The organism is Arthrobacter sp. JDC6 (assembly GCF_056484025.1).
This window is the reverse complement of the sequence record NZ_CM151278.1, coordinates 507,417-524,194: the sequence shown is the minus strand read 5'-3', so window position 1 is coordinate 524,194 and position 16,778 is coordinate 507,417. Positions and strand designations below refer to the sequence as shown.

16 protein-coding genes are annotated in these 16,778 nt (G+C 66.3%); 12 read left to right on the top strand and 4 right to left on the bottom strand.

What is annotated here, in order from left to right:
* Window positions 1-31 precede the first annotated feature (31 nt).
* Window positions 32-1,315, bottom strand: a complete 1,284-nt coding sequence (locus tag ACV095_RS02375; protein ID WP_478222825.1) for an ABC transporter substrate-binding protein — start codon at window positions 1,313-1,315, stop codon at window positions 32-34.
* Between the two features lie 182 nt (window positions 1,316-1,497).
* Window positions 1,498-2,370 carry a hypothetical protein gene (locus tag ACV095_RS02370; protein ID WP_478222824.1) on the bottom strand — a complete coding sequence of 291 codons (873 nt, stop codon included), beginning with the start codon at window positions 2,368-2,370 and terminating at the stop codon, window positions 1,498-1,500.
* A 189-nt stretch (window positions 2,371-2,559) separates the two neighbouring features.
* On the opposite strand from ACV095_RS02370, the gene ACV095_RS02365 reads away from it, so the two are divergent.
* From ACV095_RS02365 to bcp, 7 genes are all read left to right on the top strand, one after another.
* Window positions 2,560-3,360: a hydroxypyruvate isomerase family protein gene (locus tag ACV095_RS02365; protein ID WP_478222823.1), complete on the top strand. Its 801-nt coding sequence runs from the start codon at window positions 2,560-2,562 to the stop codon at window positions 3,358-3,360.
* A gap of 112 nt (window positions 3,361-3,472) precedes the next feature.
* The gene (locus ACV095_RS02360; protein ID WP_478222822.1) at window positions 3,473-4,351 is read left to right on the top strand and encodes a 2-hydroxy-3-oxopropionate reductase; all 879 of its coding nucleotides are present in this window, start codon (window positions 3,473-3,475) and stop codon (window positions 4,349-4,351) included.
* A 166-nt stretch (window positions 4,352-4,517) separates the two neighbouring features.
* Entirely contained in the window at window positions 4,518-6,308 is a 1,791-nt protein-coding gene (gene gcl / locus ACV095_RS02355; RefSeq protein WP_478222821.1) for a glyoxylate carboligase, read from the top strand.
* Between the two features lie 2 nt (window positions 6,309-6,310).
* Window positions 6,311-7,504, top strand: a complete 1,194-nt coding sequence (locus ACV095_RS02350; protein WP_478222820.1) for a glycerate kinase — start codon at window positions 6,311-6,313, stop codon at window positions 7,502-7,504.
* Window positions 7,497-8,840, top strand: a complete 1,344-nt coding sequence (allB, locus tag ACV095_RS02345) for an allantoinase AllB (protein ID WP_056391695.1) — start codon at window positions 7,497-7,499, stop codon at window positions 8,838-8,840. Before ACV095_RS02350 ends, allB begins: the two co-directional genes overlap by 8 nt.
* 9 nt (window positions 8,841-8,849) lie before the next feature.
* The gene (locus ACV095_RS02340; RefSeq protein WP_056391697.1) at window positions 8,850-9,494 is read left to right on the top strand and encodes a winged helix-turn-helix domain-containing protein; all 645 of its coding nucleotides are present in this window, start codon (window positions 8,850-8,852) and stop codon (window positions 9,492-9,494) included.
* 81 nt (window positions 9,495-9,575) lie between these two features.
* Window positions 9,576-10,055, top strand: coding sequence for a thioredoxin-dependent thiol peroxidase (bcp, locus tag ACV095_RS02335; RefSeq protein WP_018771759.1), 480 nt, complete (start codon window positions 9,576-9,578; stop codon window positions 10,053-10,055).
* A 67-nt stretch (window positions 10,056-10,122) separates the two neighbouring features.
* Here the strand turns inward: bcp and ACV095_RS02330 are convergent, their stop codons facing one another.
* Window positions 10,123-11,517 (bottom strand): MFS transporter, encoded by a 1,395-nt coding sequence (locus tag ACV095_RS02330; RefSeq protein WP_478222819.1) that lies wholly within the window; start codon window positions 11,515-11,517, stop codon window positions 10,123-10,125.
* A 71-nt stretch (window positions 11,518-11,588) separates the two neighbouring features.
* Here ACV095_RS02330 and ACV095_RS02325 point away from each other — a divergent pair, with 71 nt between their 5' ends.
* Window positions 11,589-12,161 carry a GNAT family N-acetyltransferase gene (locus tag ACV095_RS02325; RefSeq protein ID WP_018771761.1) on the top strand — a complete coding sequence of 191 codons (573 nt, stop codon included), beginning with the start codon at window positions 11,589-11,591 and terminating at the stop codon, window positions 12,159-12,161.
* A 172-nt stretch (window positions 12,162-12,333) separates the two neighbouring features.
* On the opposite strand, the gene ACV095_RS02320 is transcribed toward ACV095_RS02325, so the two are convergent.
* Entirely contained in the window at window positions 12,334-12,615 is a 282-nt protein-coding gene (locus tag ACV095_RS02320; RefSeq protein WP_223992807.1) for a hypothetical protein, read from the bottom strand.
* Window positions 12,616-12,859: 244 nt separating this feature from the next.
* Here ACV095_RS02320 and ACV095_RS02315 point away from each other — a divergent pair, with 244 nt between their 5' ends.
* From ACV095_RS02315 to ACV095_RS02300, 4 genes are read left to right on the top strand one after another with little or no spacing between them, the layout of a single operon-like run.
* On the top strand, window positions 12,860-13,972 hold the full coding sequence (locus tag ACV095_RS02315) for a PP2C family protein-serine/threonine phosphatase (protein ID WP_018771764.1): 1,113 nt from the start codon (window positions 12,860-12,862) through the stop codon (window positions 13,970-13,972).
* Complete coding sequence (locus ACV095_RS02310; protein WP_018771765.1) at window positions 13,969-15,927, top strand: glycosyltransferase family 2 protein; 1,959 nt, start codon at window positions 13,969-13,971, stop codon at window positions 15,925-15,927. The genes ACV095_RS02315 and ACV095_RS02310 overlap by 4 nt, the downstream gene beginning before the upstream one ends.
* Entirely contained in the window at window positions 15,927-16,259 is a 333-nt protein-coding gene (locus ACV095_RS02305; protein ID WP_268002057.1) for an STAS domain-containing protein, read from the top strand. The genes ACV095_RS02310 and ACV095_RS02305 overlap by 1 nt, the downstream gene beginning before the upstream one ends.
* Window positions 16,252-16,677 (top strand): ATP-binding protein, encoded by a 426-nt coding sequence (locus ACV095_RS02300; RefSeq protein WP_018771767.1) that lies wholly within the window; start codon window positions 16,252-16,254, stop codon window positions 16,675-16,677. Before ACV095_RS02305 ends, ACV095_RS02300 begins: the two co-directional genes overlap by 8 nt.
* Window positions 16,678-16,778: the final 101 nt, after the last annotated feature.

Genomic DNA, 16,778 nt, shown 5'->3' with positions numbered 1-16,778 from the left:
GCCGGTGAGTCAGGCGCCGGCCGCGGGGGTCTTACTTAAGGAGGTCCTCGATCTGCTTTTTGGCATCGGCGAGGAGTGTTGTGGAGTCACCGCCGGCGACAGCCTTCTGGAGCATGGGCACCAGCACGGTGTCCACGATCTGCTGCCACTTTTCGGTAGCGGGGCGCGTGGCCGTGGCCTTGCCGTTAAGGGTCTGGATCAGGGGCTTGAAGCTCTCATAGCCTGGCTTGTCCTGGTATTTCTCGAAGGCGGAGATGCGTGCGGCCAGGCCAAGATTCGACTCGATGCCTTTGTCGTTGTAGTCGTAGGCGCACTTGACGAACTTCTTGGCGGCGTCCGCGTTCTTGGTGGCTTTCGGTACGGACAGGTACCAGGGGCCTGGCACGCCGCCGACGCCGGCTGAACCGGCGATCATGGGTGCAGCACCAACCTTGCCGGCCACTGCCGAGTCCTTGGGGATCTGGCGGTAAGCGTGGGCCCAGAAACGGGTCATGGCCGTCTTGCCCTGGTTGAACAGGTTCTGCGCGGCAGCCCAGTCAACCTGTGCGGCACCCGAGGGCGCGTCCTTGACGAGGCTGGTGTAGAAGTCCAGGGCTTCCTTGTGGGCGGCGTTGTCGATGACCACCTTGTTGTTCGCATCCAGGACCATGGGCGAGCCGGCCTGCAGGACGTGGGCAAGCCATTCGGTTTCCACACCGCCCTTGACGTCGGTTCCGTACATGCCGTCCTTGGTGAAGAACGCGGAAATGTCCTGGTACTGCTTCCATGTTGTAGGGGCGGCGAGCCCGTAGCCGTACTTGGCCTGGAAGTCAGCCTTGTTCTTGGCGTCCTCGAACAGATCCTTGCGGTACAGGATGATTTCCGCGTTGGTCCAGGCGGGCATCCCGATGAAATGGCCGTCCACGTTGGCTTCCTTGACCAACGCCGGGAAGATGTCCTTCTTTGCCTCATCGGTAAAGAGTTCGTCAATGGGCTGGACGGCGTCCTTGAAGCTGGGCAGCCAGACGGAGTCCAGGGCGGCGACGTCGAAGGAGACCGTGCCGGAGGAAAATTCGCTGGAGAGACGGTTGAACATGCCGTCGTAGGGCAGTTCGACGAAGTTGACGTCGACGCCGGTTTCCTTCTTGCATTGTTCCGCGACGCCCGTCAGCTCGGCGTGGCCGCCGGCTTCCACCAGGACGTTTACGGTGCTGGTGCCGGCGCTCCCGGACGATGATGCCGGGCCCCCTGCGCCGCACCCGGAGGCAGCCAGGGCGACGACGGTGCAGATACCGCCGATGGTGGCGAGCCTGTTGATGTTTTTACGAGTGGACATCGCTGTCGACTCACTTTCTCTTGAACGGAAACGGAGAGACTATCGGGGTGAAAAATCGTTTTGCCAAAACGACTTGGCATTTACTTTAGGTTTCACCGGGGAAAGGTGTCAAGTGTCACAGCGGAAGAACCGTCCAGGGAAAGAAGTCCCAAGAAAGAAGTCCCGGGAAGCCGCCTGCAGGTTCAGGCAGTGACCGGCAGCACCAGGAGATAGCCGGTGGGGAGCCCGCTGCTCCAGCGGCGCGGCTCCCGCACCACGAACTGGGTGGCCAGCTCCTCGGGGGTCAGCAGGCTGTTGGGAACAGGCGACGGGCCCCACTGTCCACTGCCGTACGGGTACAGCGGATCCAGGACGCGGATGCCGGTCACGGCGAAGTCGGAGAATTGCCGGGGGTCGCCGAGGGATTCGAACCCGCTCATCACCCAGGCGTGCCTGCCGCTCCACATGACCAGTCCCACCGGCCGGCCCGTGTCGGTAATGGCCCGGGCCGCCGTCCTCACCGCTTCCGGATAGTCGGGAATGCTTACCACCCGATACGGTCCCATTCCCGATTCGGTGAGCACCTGGGCCCAGCCAAAGGGGTTGGCACCGTTGAACGAATCAGAGGAACGGGCGCGCGCCATCTCCCACAGTTCATTCTGCTGCGCACGGTCAGCCCAGGTGCCCCCGCCCGTATCGTCAATAAGGTTGTGCGCCATCTGGATGCTCGCGGCAACGCACCAGTCAAAACTGCACTGCGGAACGAAGTCACCCTCCCGGTAGAGGTTCAGGGCGAACGGCTGCGGCACCGGAGCAGGGACGGGTGCCGGTGCCGGCGAAGGCTCCGAGGTGGGGAGGGAAGCCTGGACCGGAGCCGCCGGATCACTGGAAACAGGCGGGGCAGTAAGGGCCGCACCACCTGCAGCGCCCCCCGGCAGGCCAGTCTCCGCGGAGGCCGAAGCCGGAGCGGGAGCCGTGGCGGTCTCCTGCAGGCCCGCCACGGGAACACAGGCCGCAAGGAATCCGGCCAGGGCAACGAGCCAGGCCAGGAGACGCAGGCGGGCACCGGTGGTCATCGCTCGAGTCCATTCCTGTTGAGCGGGCTTACCTCATACCAGCCTCCTGCCCCCGGCTCCCCTTGACTACCCCACCCCACCTTCCCTACACTTTTCATAAAGCAGAATCTAAATTCCACAAAGCGGAAACCGCAAGGGAGCCGGAAGCAAGGGAAGATAGATCAAAGCCCCTCCTCGGAAGGACCTACGATGACGTACACAGTGAACTGCTCCATCCTCCTCACGGAGCTTCCCCTGCTCGAGCGCCCTGCCGCGGCAAAGTCAGCCGGCTTTGACGCCGTCGAGTTCTGGTGGCCTTTCGAGACCTCCGTTCCGGCGGACAGCGAGATCACCAAGTTCGAGAACGCCATCATGGACGCCGGCGTCCAGCTCACCGGGCTGAACTTCAACGCCGGCAACATGCCCGGCGGCGACCGGGGCCTGGTCTCCTGGAAGGGACGCTGCTCGGAGTTCAAGGACAACGTGGACGTTGTTGCCGGCATCGGCGGGCGCCTGGGCTGCAAGGCCTTCAACGCCCTCTACGGCAACAGGCAGGACGAATTCACCCCTGAAGAACAGGATGAACTGGCTGTCAGGAACTTGGCGGCAGCGGCAGAAGGGGTTGCCCGCATCGGCGGCACCGTCCTCCTGGAGCCGGTCAGCGGCGCACCCAGGTACCCGCTCCTCACCGCCGACGACGCACTCAGGGTCATTGCCCGCGTCAAGGCCGAGGCCGGCGCCGGCAACATCAAGCTCCTCGCCGACTACTACCACCTGGCCGTCAACGGCGACGACGTCCCGGCCGTGATCGAAAACCACGCCAAGGACTTCGGCCACATCCAGATCGCCGACAACCCCGGCCGCGGCGCCCCCGGCACCGGCACCCTCCCGCTCGGCGAATGGATCGCCCGCAGCCGCGAACTCGGCTACGAGGGCTACATCGGCCTCGAGTACAAGGAACCGCAGGAGACGGCCTTCAGCTGGGCCATCCGCGAACGCATCGCCAAGTAGTCCCCACCCGCCCAACTAACTCGCAGTAGTTGTCGTTATGAGCGTTCAAAACGACAACAAATGCGAGTCAGTTGGGAAACCACGAACAGACTTTTCAGGAAAGAGAACCATCATGAGCAACGTTGCAGTCATCGGACTCGGAATCATGGGCCTGCCAATGGCCATCAACCTGGTCAAGGCCGGCCACACCGTCACCGGCTTCAACCGCAGCCAGGACAAGATCGACAAGCTGGTCTCCGAAGGCGGCAAGGGCGCCACCAGCATCGCGGACGCCGTCAAGGATGCCGACGTCGTCATCACCATGGTGCCGGACTCCCCCGACGTCGAGGGCGTGGTCAGCGGCAAGGATGGTGTCTTCGCCAACGCCAAGCAGGGCGCCCTCTGGATCGACGCCTCCAGCATTCGCCCCGACGTCGCCGTCCGCCTCGCGGCGGAGGCCAGGGAAGCAGGCATCCGCCCCCTCGACGCCCCGGTTTCCGGCGGCGAACAGGGCGCCATCGACGCCGTCCTTTCCATCATGGTGGGCGGGGACAAGGCTGACTTTGACGACGCCCAGGACGTCCTGAATGCCGTCGGCAAAACCATCGTCCACGTGGGCCCCTCCGGATCCGGCCAGACCGTCAAGGCAGCCAACCAGCTGATCGTTGCGGTCAACATCGAAGTCCTCGGCGAAGCCATCGCCTTCCTCGAGGCCTACGGCGTGGACACCGACGCCGCCCTCAAGGTCCTCGGCGGCGGCCTGGCCGGTTCCAAGGTCCTGGAGCAGAAGGGCCAGAAGATGCTGGACCGCAACTTCGATCCCGGCTTCCGCCTGGCCCTGCACCACAAGGACTTGGGCATCGTCACCTCCGCCGCCCGCGAAGCCAACGTGGCCATCCCGCTCGGCGCCGTCGTCGCCCAGCTCGTCGCCGCCACCGTCAACCAGGGTGACGGCGCATTGGACCACTCCGGACTCTTCAAGCAGGTCCTCCAGCTCAGCGGCCGCAAGTAACCCTCACGCAGCCCAGCCGGCCGCCCCGAAAACGGGGCACATTGACACGGACACGCCGGCCGCCGTCGTAATTTACGACGCCGACACTCCCAAAGTGCCCCGCGACCGCCGGGCCTTCCTTCAGCACACCCAAAAACAGACTTCCCAAGCTTTCAAGGAGCACCCCATGAGCAAGATGCGTACCGTTGATGCAGCGGTGGCCATCCTGGAAAAGGAAGGCGCCATCGAGGCGTTCGGCCTGCCAGGCGCCGCGATCAACCCCTTCTATTCCGCAATGCGCGCCCACGGCGGCATCCGCCACACCCTGGCCCGCCACGTTGAAGGCGCCAGCCACATGGCCGACGGCTTCAGCCGCGCCAAGGACGGCAACATCGGCATCTGCATCGGCACCTCCGGCCCTGCCGGCACCGACATGATCACCGGCCTCTACGCCGCCTGGGCAGACTCCATCCCCATGCTCTGCATCACCGGCCAGGCCCCGGTTGCCAAGCTGCACAAGGAAGACTTCCAGGCCGTGGACATCGAATCCATCGCCAAGCCCGTCACCAAGATGGCCATGACCATCCTGGAGCCCGGCCAGGTTCCGGGCGCCTTCCAGAAGGCCTTCCAGCTGATGCGCTCCGGCCGCCCCGGCCCGGTTCTCCTGGACCTGCCCATCGACGTTCAAATGGCCGAGATCGAGTTCGACATCGATACCTACGAGCCCCTTCCCGTCGAAAAGCCCAAGGCCTCCCGCAAGCAGCTGGAAAAGGCCCTGGACATGCTGACCGCGGCCAAGCACCCGCTGATCGTGGCCGGCGGCGGCATCATCAACGCCGGCGCCTCCGCGCAGCTGGTGGAACTGGCCGAAACCCTCAACATTCCGGTCATTCCCACCCTGATGGGCTGGGGCACCATCCCGGATGACCACCGCCTGATGGCCGGCATGGTGGGCCTGCAGACCAGCCACCGCTACGGCAACGAGAACTATTTGCAGAGCGACTTCGTGATCGGCATCGGCAACCGCTGGGCCAACCGCCACACGGGCGGCCTGGACACCTACACCGCCGGCCGCAAGTTCGTGCACATCGACATCGAGCCCACCCAGATCGGCCGCGTGTTCTCCCCGGACCTGGGCATCGCGTCCGACGCCGGCGCGGCGCTGGCAGGGCTGGTTGAGCTCGCCAAAGAGCGCAAGGCGGCAGGGTCCCTGCCGGACTACAGCGCCTGGGTTGGCGAGTGCCAGGACCGCAAGGCCTCCCTGCACCGCAAGACGCACTTCGGGAACATCCCCATCAAGCCGCAGCGCGTGTACGAGGAGATGAACAAGTCCTTCGGCCGCGACACCATCTACGTGTCCACCATCGGCCTGTCGCAGATCGCCGGGGCCCAGATGCTGCACGTGTTCGGTCCCCGCAAGTGGATCAACGCCGGCCAGGCAGGCCCGCTGGGCTGGACCGCCCCGGCAGCGCTTGGCGTGGTCCGTGGCAAGCCGGATGAGACCGTGGTGGCCCTCTCCGGAGACTACGACTTCCAGTTCATGATCGAGGAACTGGCCGTGGGCGCCCAGTTCAACCTCCCCTACATCCACGTGGTGGTGAACAACTCCTACCTGGGCCTGATCCGCCAGTCCCAGCGCGGGTTCAACATGGAGCAGAACGTGTCCCTGGCGTTCGAGAACATCAACAGCGCACACCTGTCCGAGGACACCCGCGGCTACGGCGTTGACCACCTCAAGGTGGCCGAGGGCCTGGGCTGCAAGGCCGTCCGCGTGGAGGACCCCAACGACCTCGCCGCCGCGTTCGACAAGGCCAAGGCGCTCATGGGCGAGTTCCAGGTTCCCGTGGTGGTGGAAGTGATCCTGGAAAAGGTCACCAACATCTCCATGGGCGTGGAAATCAACGCCGTCAACGAGTTCGAGGCCCTGGCCGAGACCGCCGCAGACGCACCCACCGCCATCCTGGCCCTGCAGGCATAACCATGCGCGTGGTTATCGCCCCGGACAAGTTCAAGGGTTCGCTGTCCGCGCCGGAGGTCTGCAGCCACCTGGAGCGGGGCCTGCAGCGCGGGGCCGGCGGGAACCTTGACGTGGTCCGGATTCCGGTGGCCGACGGCGGCGAGGGCACCCTCGACGCCGCCGTCGGCTCCGGCTTCACCCGCCGGAGCGCAACGGTCACCGGTCCCAGCGGGCAGCCCGTGGATGCGGACTTCGCCGTCCGCGGGCACGAAGCCGTCATCGAGATGGCCACGGCATCCGGGCTCGCGCTGATGCCGGGCGTCCGGAACGGCGGCAGGCCGGGCTCGGCTGACGCCACCACAGCCACCAGCCTGGGCACGGGCCAGCTCATCAGGGCCGCCCTGGACGCCGGCTGCCGGCGGATCGTCCTGGGCGTGGGCGGCAGCGCCAACACCGACGGCGGCGCGGGGCTCCTGCAGGGGCTTGGTGCCAGGTTCCTGGACAGCAGGAACAACGAACTTCCACCGGGCGGGGCTGCGCTGGCAAACCTGCACAGCATCGACTTCACCGATTTCGAGCCCCGGCTGGTGGACACCCGCTTTGTGCTGGCATCCGACGTCGACAACCCGCTGCTGGGCGCCCAGGGCGCCCCGGCGGTTTTCGGCCCGCAAAAGGGAGCCACACAACAGGACGTCGGCATGCTCGACGCCGCCCTGGCCAGGTTTGTCGAAGTCCTGGCCAGGGAAATCGGATTCCGCGCCGTCAAGGCTGCCGAGGCTCCCGGAGCCGGGGCAGCCGGCGGCGTGGGCTACGCCGCCATCGCCGTCCTGGCCGCCACGCGGCGGCCGGGGATCGACGTCGTCCTTGAATTCACGGAACTGGAGCAGCGGCTGGCCGGCGCCGATCTGGTGATCACCGGCGAAGGCAGCCTGGATGAGCAAAGCCTGCTGGGCAAGACCCCCATGGGTGTTGCCCGGGCTGCTGCGGCGCAGGGCGTTCCGGTCATCGCCGTCTGCGGCCGGACCACCCTGGACCAGGGCCAGGCAGCGGCCGCAGGATTCGAGGATGTTTACGCTTTGACGGCGCTCGAAACCGATGTAAACAGGTGCATAGCAGAGGCAGGGCCGCTGCTGGAGCAGCTGGGCACCCAAATCAGTGCGGGGCTGGCAGCCAACAGGCCTGCCGCCGCAAGTACCAAGGAGGACCTCCGTGTCTGAAGAACGTTTCGACCTCGTCATCCGGGGCCGGCGCATCCTGACCACCGCCGGCATCGCGCCACGCGAGGTGGGCGTCCGCAACGGCAAGATCGTGGCCCTCGAACCGCTCGGCAACGGCCTGGCCGGCGCCGAGATCATCGACCTCGCCGACGACGAGACGCTGCTCCCGGGCCTGGTGGACACCCACGTCCACGTCAACGAGCCCGGCCGCACCGAGTGGGAGGGCTTCGCCTCTGCCACCCGGGCCGCGGCAGCGGGCGGCGTGACCACCATCATCGACATGCCCCTGAACTCCGTTCCGCCCACCACCACGGTGGAAAACCTCAAGCTCAAGCGCGAGGTGGCCGAAGACCAGGCGTTCATCGACGTCGGGTTCTGGGGCGGTGCCATCCCCGGCAACAAGGCCGATCTGCGCCCCCTGCATGATGAGGGCGTCTTCGGCTTCAAGTGCTTCCTCCTGCACTCCGGCGTGGACGAGTTCCCGCACCTGGACGCGGACGAGATGGAGGAGGACATGGCCGAGCTCAAGTCCTTCGACTCCCTCATGATCGTCCACGCCGAGGACTCGCACGCGATTGACCGCGCCCCGCACCCCGGCGGCGACCACTACTCCACGTTCCTTGCCTCCCGCCCCCGTGGCGCCGAGAACAAGGCCATCGCCGAGGTCATCGAACGGGCCCGCTGGACCGGTGCGCGTGCGCACATCCTGCACCTGTCGTCGTCGGACGCGCTGCCCATGATCGCCAGCGCAAAGCGCGACGGCGTCAAGCTCACCGTGGAGACGTGCCCGCACTACCTGACCCTGATGGCGGAGGAGATCCCGGACGGTGCCACCGCCTACAAGTGCTGCCCACCCATCCGGGAGGCCTCCAACCGGGAGCTGCTGTGGCAGGGCCTCCTGGACGGCACCATCGACTGCATCGTCTCTGACCACTCCCCCTCCACGCTGGACCTGAAGGATCTGGAAAACGGGGACTTCGCCGTGGCCTGGGGCGGCGTCTCCTCGCTGCAGCTGGGCCTGTCCCTGATCTGGACCGAGGCTCGGCACCGCGGCATCCCGCTGGAACAGGTGGTGTCCTGGATGGCGGAGAAGCCCGCCGGACTGGCCCGCCTCACCAACAAGGGCCAGCTGGCGCTGGGCTACGACGCCGACTTCGCCGTCTTTGCGCCCGACGAGGCCTTCGTGGTGGACGTGTCCAAGCTCAAGCACAAGAACCCCATCACCCCGTACGACGGCAAAGCCCTGTCCGGCGTGGTGCGCAAGACCTTCCTCCGCGGCGCCGTAGTGGACGGCCAGACCCCCACGGGCAGGCTGATCCGCCGCGGCGGCGTCTAGGGAGACGCCATGGCAGTGGAAGCGCACTATCCGGGGGCGGGGGCGCGGCCGGGATTTCCTTCACGCAAGGCCGCCGCCCGCGGTCTCGCGGTGTGGGTGGTTCCGGCCGAAGGAACCAGCCCGGAACTCCTGCGCCACGCCGCCCAAATGGTCCTGGCAAGGGCCCTCGAAACTGCTCCGGAGGCGGAAGTCCATTGGCCTGCCGCCGGAGCCCCCACGTCCGCCGCGGAAGGAGCCGCAGCCGACTCCTCTCCGGCTCCCTCCGCGGCGGAGAACCCCGGCGCAACTGATGACGACGGCGGCACCCGCCTGCCGCCGTCGGCCGGCCCCGTCAGCCGGGTCGCCGTGGACCTCGCCGCCGACACCGTCCTGCTGGACGGCAGGCCCGTGGCCCTGACCGGCGTCGAATACAAAGTGCTGCGCTACCTGGTGACCCACCTGTCACGGACGGTGGACCGCGAGGAACTGCAGGAGTTCCTGGAGTCCCTCGATTTCCCCGGCGCCACGGCACGCTCCATCGACGTTTACGTGGGCAGGATCCGCAAGAAACTGGGCAACGCCCGCCATGCCGTGGCAACTGTCCGCGGCGGCGGGTACCAGTTTGTGCCGGGTCCGCACGCTGCAGTTCGTGGACCGGCGGAATACTGCATATGACGCGCTGGTTTGTATCAGTAAGCGGCAACCCGCTTCACTTGATGTTTGGCCATCACTGACCGAGTCTTACAAAGGAACGCCATGAGCCCCACCCTGACCACCAAGCTTCAGCCCGGCACCCCGGCTCCTGAATTCACCCTCCGGGACGCCCAGGGCCGGGAGACCTCCTTGGCCGATTACCGTGGCAAGAACGTCATTGTCTACTTCTACCCGAAGGCCGCCACCCCCGGCTGCACCACCGAGGCCTGCGACTTCCGCGACAGCCTTGCCTCCCTCCAGGGCAAGGGCTACGAAGTCATCGGGGTTTCCCCGGATGCCCAGGAAGCCCTGGCCGGCTTCAGCGGCGACTTCTCCCTGACCTTCCCCCTGCTCTCGGACCCCGACCATGCCGTTGCCCTGGCCTATGGCGCCTGGGGCGAGAAGCTGGTCAAGGGCGAAATCCACGAAGGCATTGTCCGCTCCACCGTTGTGGTGGACCCCGAAGGCAAAGTCACCCTGGCCCAGTACCAGGTGCAGGCCGACGGCCACGTCGCCCGCCTCAAGGAGGCCCTGGGCGTCTAGGACGATCCATCACCTGCTGCGGGTTTTCCCGGACGCTTCCGCACGTGCTGCGGGAGCGTCCGGGCGTTTAACCACCTGCCTTCGCTTCCGCCGCCACGTGGGCATACGAAGCCGAAACCCGGCGGTAAACGGGAGTCAGGAAGGCCAGCAGGGCGGCTGCGATCATGATGATGCCGGCCACCAGGAAAACCAGGGCGATTCCGCGGGAGGTGCCCCCGCCAAGCAGCGGGTCCAGTCGGGCTGCACCTTCCGCTGACCGTGCGTACGGGATGATCCAGAACTGGGCAATGGGCGCGATGACGAACGCGGTGACCGGTGCGGCAGCGGACTCGAATGCCATGGCGAAGCCAAAAACGCGCCCCTGCCGCTCCAACGGCACCACCCGTTGGATGACGGTCTGCTCGGCCGCCTCCACGAACGGGACCAGCACCAGGTACAGCCAGATCCCCAGGATGTAGAGCCACGCCCACTCCCGCAGCGTGAAGACCGCACCCAGCACTCCCATGGCCGCCACCGCAACCAGCAGGGTGCGCAGGGGGTTGGCGCCGAGCCCGAACTTGCCGATCAAGGCGCCGCCGATGATGAACCCGGTGGATCCGACCGCAAAGACAGCACCCCACATCTGCACTGAGAACATTTCCAGCCCGTACGGATCCATCAGCGCCATGTACGCGCCGCCGATGAAGTTGTTGAACGTGGAGAACAGGATCAGCGCGAACAGCCCCGAAATGGCCAGCACTGCCGCGAGCGAGCCCCTCAGGTCGAACCCGCCGCGGGCGTCTGTTGCCGCGGGCCGCACCTCCTCGGGCATCCGCAGGGTCAGCAGGTGGGCGAAGGCCAGCGCCGTGAGCACCAGCGCGACGGCGATGGTCCAGCCCATGCCCAGCAGACCGACGGACAATCCGGACAGCAGGGAGGTGACAATGAACATCAGCCCCTGCACCATCCCCACCAGCCCGTTGGCATTGGCACGGCGCTCCGGTTCGATCAGGATGGTGACGGTGGTGGACAGGGCAATGTTCCGCAGGTTCTCCACCACGGCGCCGACCAGGATGACCAGAGTGAAGATCCAGAACCATGCCTGCCCCAGGTCCAGCAGTGACGCGGCAGGCACCAGCAGGAACATCACCCCGGACAGCACGAACATGACCAGCGTGAAGCAGGCAGCGAAGCGCATCACGGCCAGCTTGCGGCAGCGGTCCACGAAGGTGCCGAAGCTGATGCTGGAGAGGGCAATCAGCAGCATGTACGCGCCGCCCACCACCCCGGTGGCAATCACGTTCCGCGTCTCCAGGTACAACCAAAAAGTCAGCGCGAACCACAAATAGCTGGTGGTGATGTTGGCCAGGGCTGTGTTCACCAGGATGCCGGTGAAGGTGCGGGAGCGCTCTGCCGGGCTCCGCAGGAAGGTGCCGGTGGAGTCGGAATCCGCAGCCGCCCTGCCCGGGTCCTGCTCGGTCATGCGTCCCAGTGTAGTGACGGCGCCCGCCTTTTGGTCCCCCCTGTTTCGCGCGTGGGTGTCAGGATAGTTCCATGGCGATCGAGGTTCGTCCGGCAACAATTTTCGAGGACGTGAAGACACTGGTGGGGCCAAAACGGCCGGATGCCACCGTCTGCTGGTGCCTGAGCTACCGCATCCCGTCCCGCCAGAACGTCTCCCTCCGTGGCGGGGAACGCGGGGAGCTGGTCCGCCAGTTGGTGGCCCAGGATCCCCCGCCCGGCATTGTGGCGTACGACGGCGGCGAACCCGTTGGGTGGGCAGCGGTCCATCCGCGGGCGGACACGGCCTTTGCCCGCAACAGGAAGATCCCGCATGTGGACAACCAGGACGTGTGGTCGGTGTGGTGCCTGCGCGTCCGTCCCGGCCACCGCGGCAAAGGCATCTCGCACGTCCTGCTGGCAGGCGCCGTGGAGATGGCCCGCTCCTATGGGGCCCCGGCCATCGAGGGTTATCCGGTGGACAACAACGGCCGCAAGGTGGACCTCACCATGGCCTACGTGGGCACCCGGAAGCTGTTCGAGGATACTGGCTTCACCAAGGCTGCGGACACCACCTCGGTGCTCAACGGCTTCCCCCGGGTGCTGATGCGGCTGCAACTGGAATAACTGCGCTACTTCCGGTGCCAGTACTTTCGCCAATCGACTTCCATGGCCCACAGCGCCAGCAGCATCGCGTCCATGGTCATGAGTCCAGCCATCAGGTACGACCAACCGACAAACAAACTCACAGCAATCTCCTGACTATCCCCAGCCAATCGATTGCTGCTAAGTGTGGCACCTAGAGCGCCGCTACGGAATGCCCTCCACCCGCAGTCTTGAAAAGGATTCCCAGCCTGTGGTGCGCCTCGGTCTCGAGCTTGAGCCGGCGGGTCAGTTTCTCCACGTGCCGGGACATCTCCTCCCCCACGGGGAGCCGGTCTCCGGGCCAGCTGGAAACTTCCCGCGATTCGGCCAGCGCGTTCTCCAGTTCCCTGGCCGCTGCCCGCACTTTTCGTGAGTGGAAATAGAGGCGAAGCAATGCCTTGGCCTTGTCCGCTCCCCTCTTTTTGACTTGTTCCATGCTGCTTCCCCGCTCTCCGCAACCATGCAGCCCGCCGCGTGGCCCGTCGTCGGGCTTTTCCGCCTGCACGCTGCTGCGTTCCTTCGAGTGTGACGTCCGTTCCTCAACGTCCCGGCAAGCAGATGCCAAGATTTCCGCAAGATCTGCTGAGGGGGCCGCATACAACGTTTCTGTCAGCGAAGTCACCGGAAACTGTGGAGCCTAAGACATGCCCCGTGCGCCTTAATACTGTAGAAGTAGAGCTATGGTCTCTCCCCCCGAAACCCGCCGTGCCGTGGTCATCGAAGACGACCCCGACATCCGCGGGCTCCTGGTCCGCGTCCTGGTGAAGCAGGGTTTCGACGTCACCCAGGCCGGGGCAGGGCTCCCGGGGGTGGAGGAAGTCCGCCGCACCAGGCCGGACCTGGTAACCCTGGACCTGAACCTGCCGGACCTTGACGGGCTGGAGGTCTGCAAGCTCCTTCGCGAGTTCTCGGACGCGTTCATCGTGATGCTCACCGCCCGTGCGGACGAACTCGACAAGCTGACCGGCCTGGACAACGGCGCCGACGAATACATCAGCAAGCCGTTCAGCCCCCGGGAACTGCAGTCCCGGATCAATGCACTGTTCCGGCGCCGGCCCTCAGCCGCGGCGGAGTCCGCCGCCCGGGGCGAGCTGGAACGCGCCACCGAAGTGCAGCAAAGCCTCCTGCCCAAGGAAGACATCCGGGTTGACGGTTACGACGTGGCGGGCCTCTTCCGCCCGTCCCAAAGCGTGGGCGGCGACTTCTACGATTGGTACCAGACGCCGGACGGGCTCCACCTCACTTTCGCCGATGCCATGGGCAAAGGCATGGGGGCGGCGCTGATCGCGGCAACAGTCCGCGCAGTGATGCGTTCCACGGGCCTGCGGCAGGACCTCGACGCCGGGTTCGGCGCCGCCAGCAAGGCGATCGCCGCCGACCTGGACTCCTCCAACTCATTTGTCACCCTGTTCCATGCCCGCCTGGACGCGGCATCAGGCAAGGTCAGCTATGTAGACGCCGGGCACGGCCTTGCGCTGCATGTCCAGCCGGCCGGACCGGCGGACCGCCTCCCCTCCGGCGGACCACCGGTTGGCGCCTGGCCGGGGACCCAGTGGCCGCAGGCGGGCCTGGAGCTGGCCCCGGGTGACTCGCTGGTTGTGGTCAGCGACGGAGTGCTGGATGTGTTCGGGTCAGTGGAGGACTTCACCGAGGCAGTGCAGCACGCAACGCAGTCCGCAGGTACGGCGCAGGAAGCCAGCAACTCCATCCTGGCCCTGGCCCCCGCAGAAACCGCCGAAGACGACGTCACGGTGGTTGTGGTCCGCCGCCTGCCCGTGGAGGTGCCGGCTTGATCCGCTTCTGGACCCGCGTGGTGGTTGTCCTGACCGTCCTGACCGGCCTGAACTACATCGCGTGGCGCTGGATGGCGTCCCTCAACTGGGACGCCTGGTGGATCGCCCTGCCGTTGGTGGTGGCCGAAACCTACAGCCTCATCGACGTCATGCTCTTCGGCATGACCGTATGGAAACTGAGGATCCGCAAGGGCGCTCCCGCGCCGCCGCACGATGCAACCGTGGACGTCTTCATCACCACCTACAACGAAGACCTGGACATGGTCCTCACCACCGCACTGGCGGCCCAGAAGATCCGGCACCCGCACAGCACGTGGATCCTGGACGACGGCGCCCGGCCCGAGCTCAAGGCCCTGGCCGAACAGCATGGCCTGGGCTACGTCACCCGCAGCGAGGACTGGACCAAGGACCTCCCCCGCCACGCCAAGGCCGGGAACCTGAACAACGCCCTCATGGTGACCCACGGCGAGTTCCTGCTGATCCTGGACGCGGACCAGATCCCGGAGCCGGACATCCTGGAAAAGACCCTGGGCTACTTCAACAACCGCCGGGTGGCCCTGGTCCAAACCCCCCAATACTTCAGCAATGTGCCGGCCGATGATCCGCTAGGCAGCCAGGCGCCCCTGTTTTACGGTCCCATCCAGCAGGGCAAGGACGGCTGGAACGCTGCCTTCTTCTGCGGCTCCAACGCCATCCTTCGCCGCGAGGCCCTGATGCAGCTGGGCCTGGTGGGCTACGTCAAGGAGACCGAGAAGAGTATCCGCCGTGCCCTGGCCGCATCCCGGGCAGCCATCAAGCAGGCCCGCAAGTCGGCGGACGTGGACTCTCCCCTGGTGGCCGAGGTCCTCGACGAGGTGGAGGCAGCCACCCGCGAGGCCCAGGAGGAAGTGGACGCCGGCAGGCCCCTCAGCGAGGTCACGTACCGCGTCCGCCGCCGCGTGGATGCCGCCGTCCAGACCCTGGTCCAGGCCGACGTCGCTGCCCTGCAGGCCGACCTCGAAGAGATCGCCGCCATGGAACTGGCCCACGTGGGCGAGTCCGGCGTCCCGGTGGTGGCCGACGACGCCGTCCAGCGCATGTCCGCCCGTGACTGGTCGCCGCTGGGCGCCCTGGAATCCGTCCAGGCCGTCCTGGACGCGCTGACCGTGGAGCGCAGCGACGAGGCCCAGCCGGTAATGCCGCTGGCCACCATCTCCGTCACCGAGGACATGGCCACCGCCATGCGCATGCACGCCATGGGCTGGGAGAGCGTCTATCACCACGAGATCCTGGCCTACGGCCTGGCGCCGGAGGACCTGAAGACCATGCTCACCCAGCGCCTCCGCTGGGCGCAGGGCACCATCCAGGTGCTGCTCCGCGAAAACCCGCTGGTCCAGAAGGGCCTCAAGCTCGGCCAGCGCCTGATGTACTTCGCCACCATGTGGACCTACCTCAGCGGGTTCGCCGCGGTCATCTACTTCGCGGCCCCCATCATCTACCTGCTGCTGGGCATCCTGCCGGTCAGCAGCCTGAGCTGGGACTTCTTCATCCGCTTCATCCCGTTCATGGTGGTCAACCAGCTGCTGTTCGCCGTGGCCGGCCGCGGAATCCCCACCTGGCGCGGGCAGCAGTACAGCCTGGCGCTGTTCCCCACCTGGATCAAGGCATGCACGACGGCGGCCCGTAACGTGTGGTTCGGCCGTCCCCTTGGGTTCGCGGTCACCCCCAAGGCGCGCCAAAGCGGCGGACCCAGCTGGAGCCTCATCCGGCCCCAGATCGTCGTGTCCATCCTGCTTGCCGTCGCCGCCGTCGTCGGAATCATCCGCCTTGCCGCCGGGCTGGCGGAACCGCTGGGCACCCTGGTCAATGTTGTCTGGGTGGTTTTCGACCTGGTGGTCATGAGCATCCTGGTCCGCGCCGTGCTCTACAAGGGGTACGAACCGGCCGCAGAACCTGCAAACAGAGAGGAACCCTGATGGAGTTCAGTTACGAGGTCAAAGATTCGTACGCGGAAGTCAAGGCGGACGGGCGGCTCAACATGGTCTCCGCGCCCAAGCTGCGCGAGTTCGTCACGGATGTCATTGCCGGCGGGTCCAACCGGATCGTGGTGAACCTGGAAAACACCGCCTTCATGGATTCCTCCGGGCTGGGCGCGCTGATCGGCTGCCTCAAGGCGGCCCGCCAGGCCGGCGGCGACCTGCGGATCGCGGCGGTGCAGCCCCAGGTGAACATGGTCCTGAAGCTCACCAGCATGGACAAGGTCCTTACGGCGTATGCCACAGCCGAAGTGGCGTTCGGCAATGACTGAGGTCCTGGCCTCGCGCAGCTTCCGGGGGCCTGCTGCCGAGGACGCCATCGAAGCGGTCCACAACGACCTGGACAGCCTCTGGCTGGACGTTCCGTTCGTCAACGACATGGACCAGATGACGTTTACCACCGCCGTCATCGAGTCCGCCTCCAACATCGTCCAGCACGCAAGGCCCGCCGGGGACCGGGAGGTGGAACTGGGGGTGGAGACCACCGTGCAGCCCACGCTGCTGCAGGCCCGGGTGAGTGCCTACAACGCCAAGCCACCGTACGGCCCCATGGAGCCGGCCACGCCCGGCGACGACGCCGAGTCGGGCCGCGGCCTGGCGCTGATCGAGGCGCTGGTCACCACGGTGACCTTCGAGCGCCAGGGTGCCACCAACACCTGGGTCCTTTCCAGGACGTCCTCCCAGGATTAGGACTGCCCCTGCCGGAGCTGCGCGCCGCCGCTTGACACGGCCACGCGGCTGTTCTTGAATATTACGTATGCTGAAATAACAGTTCCATGATGCGGAAGCCT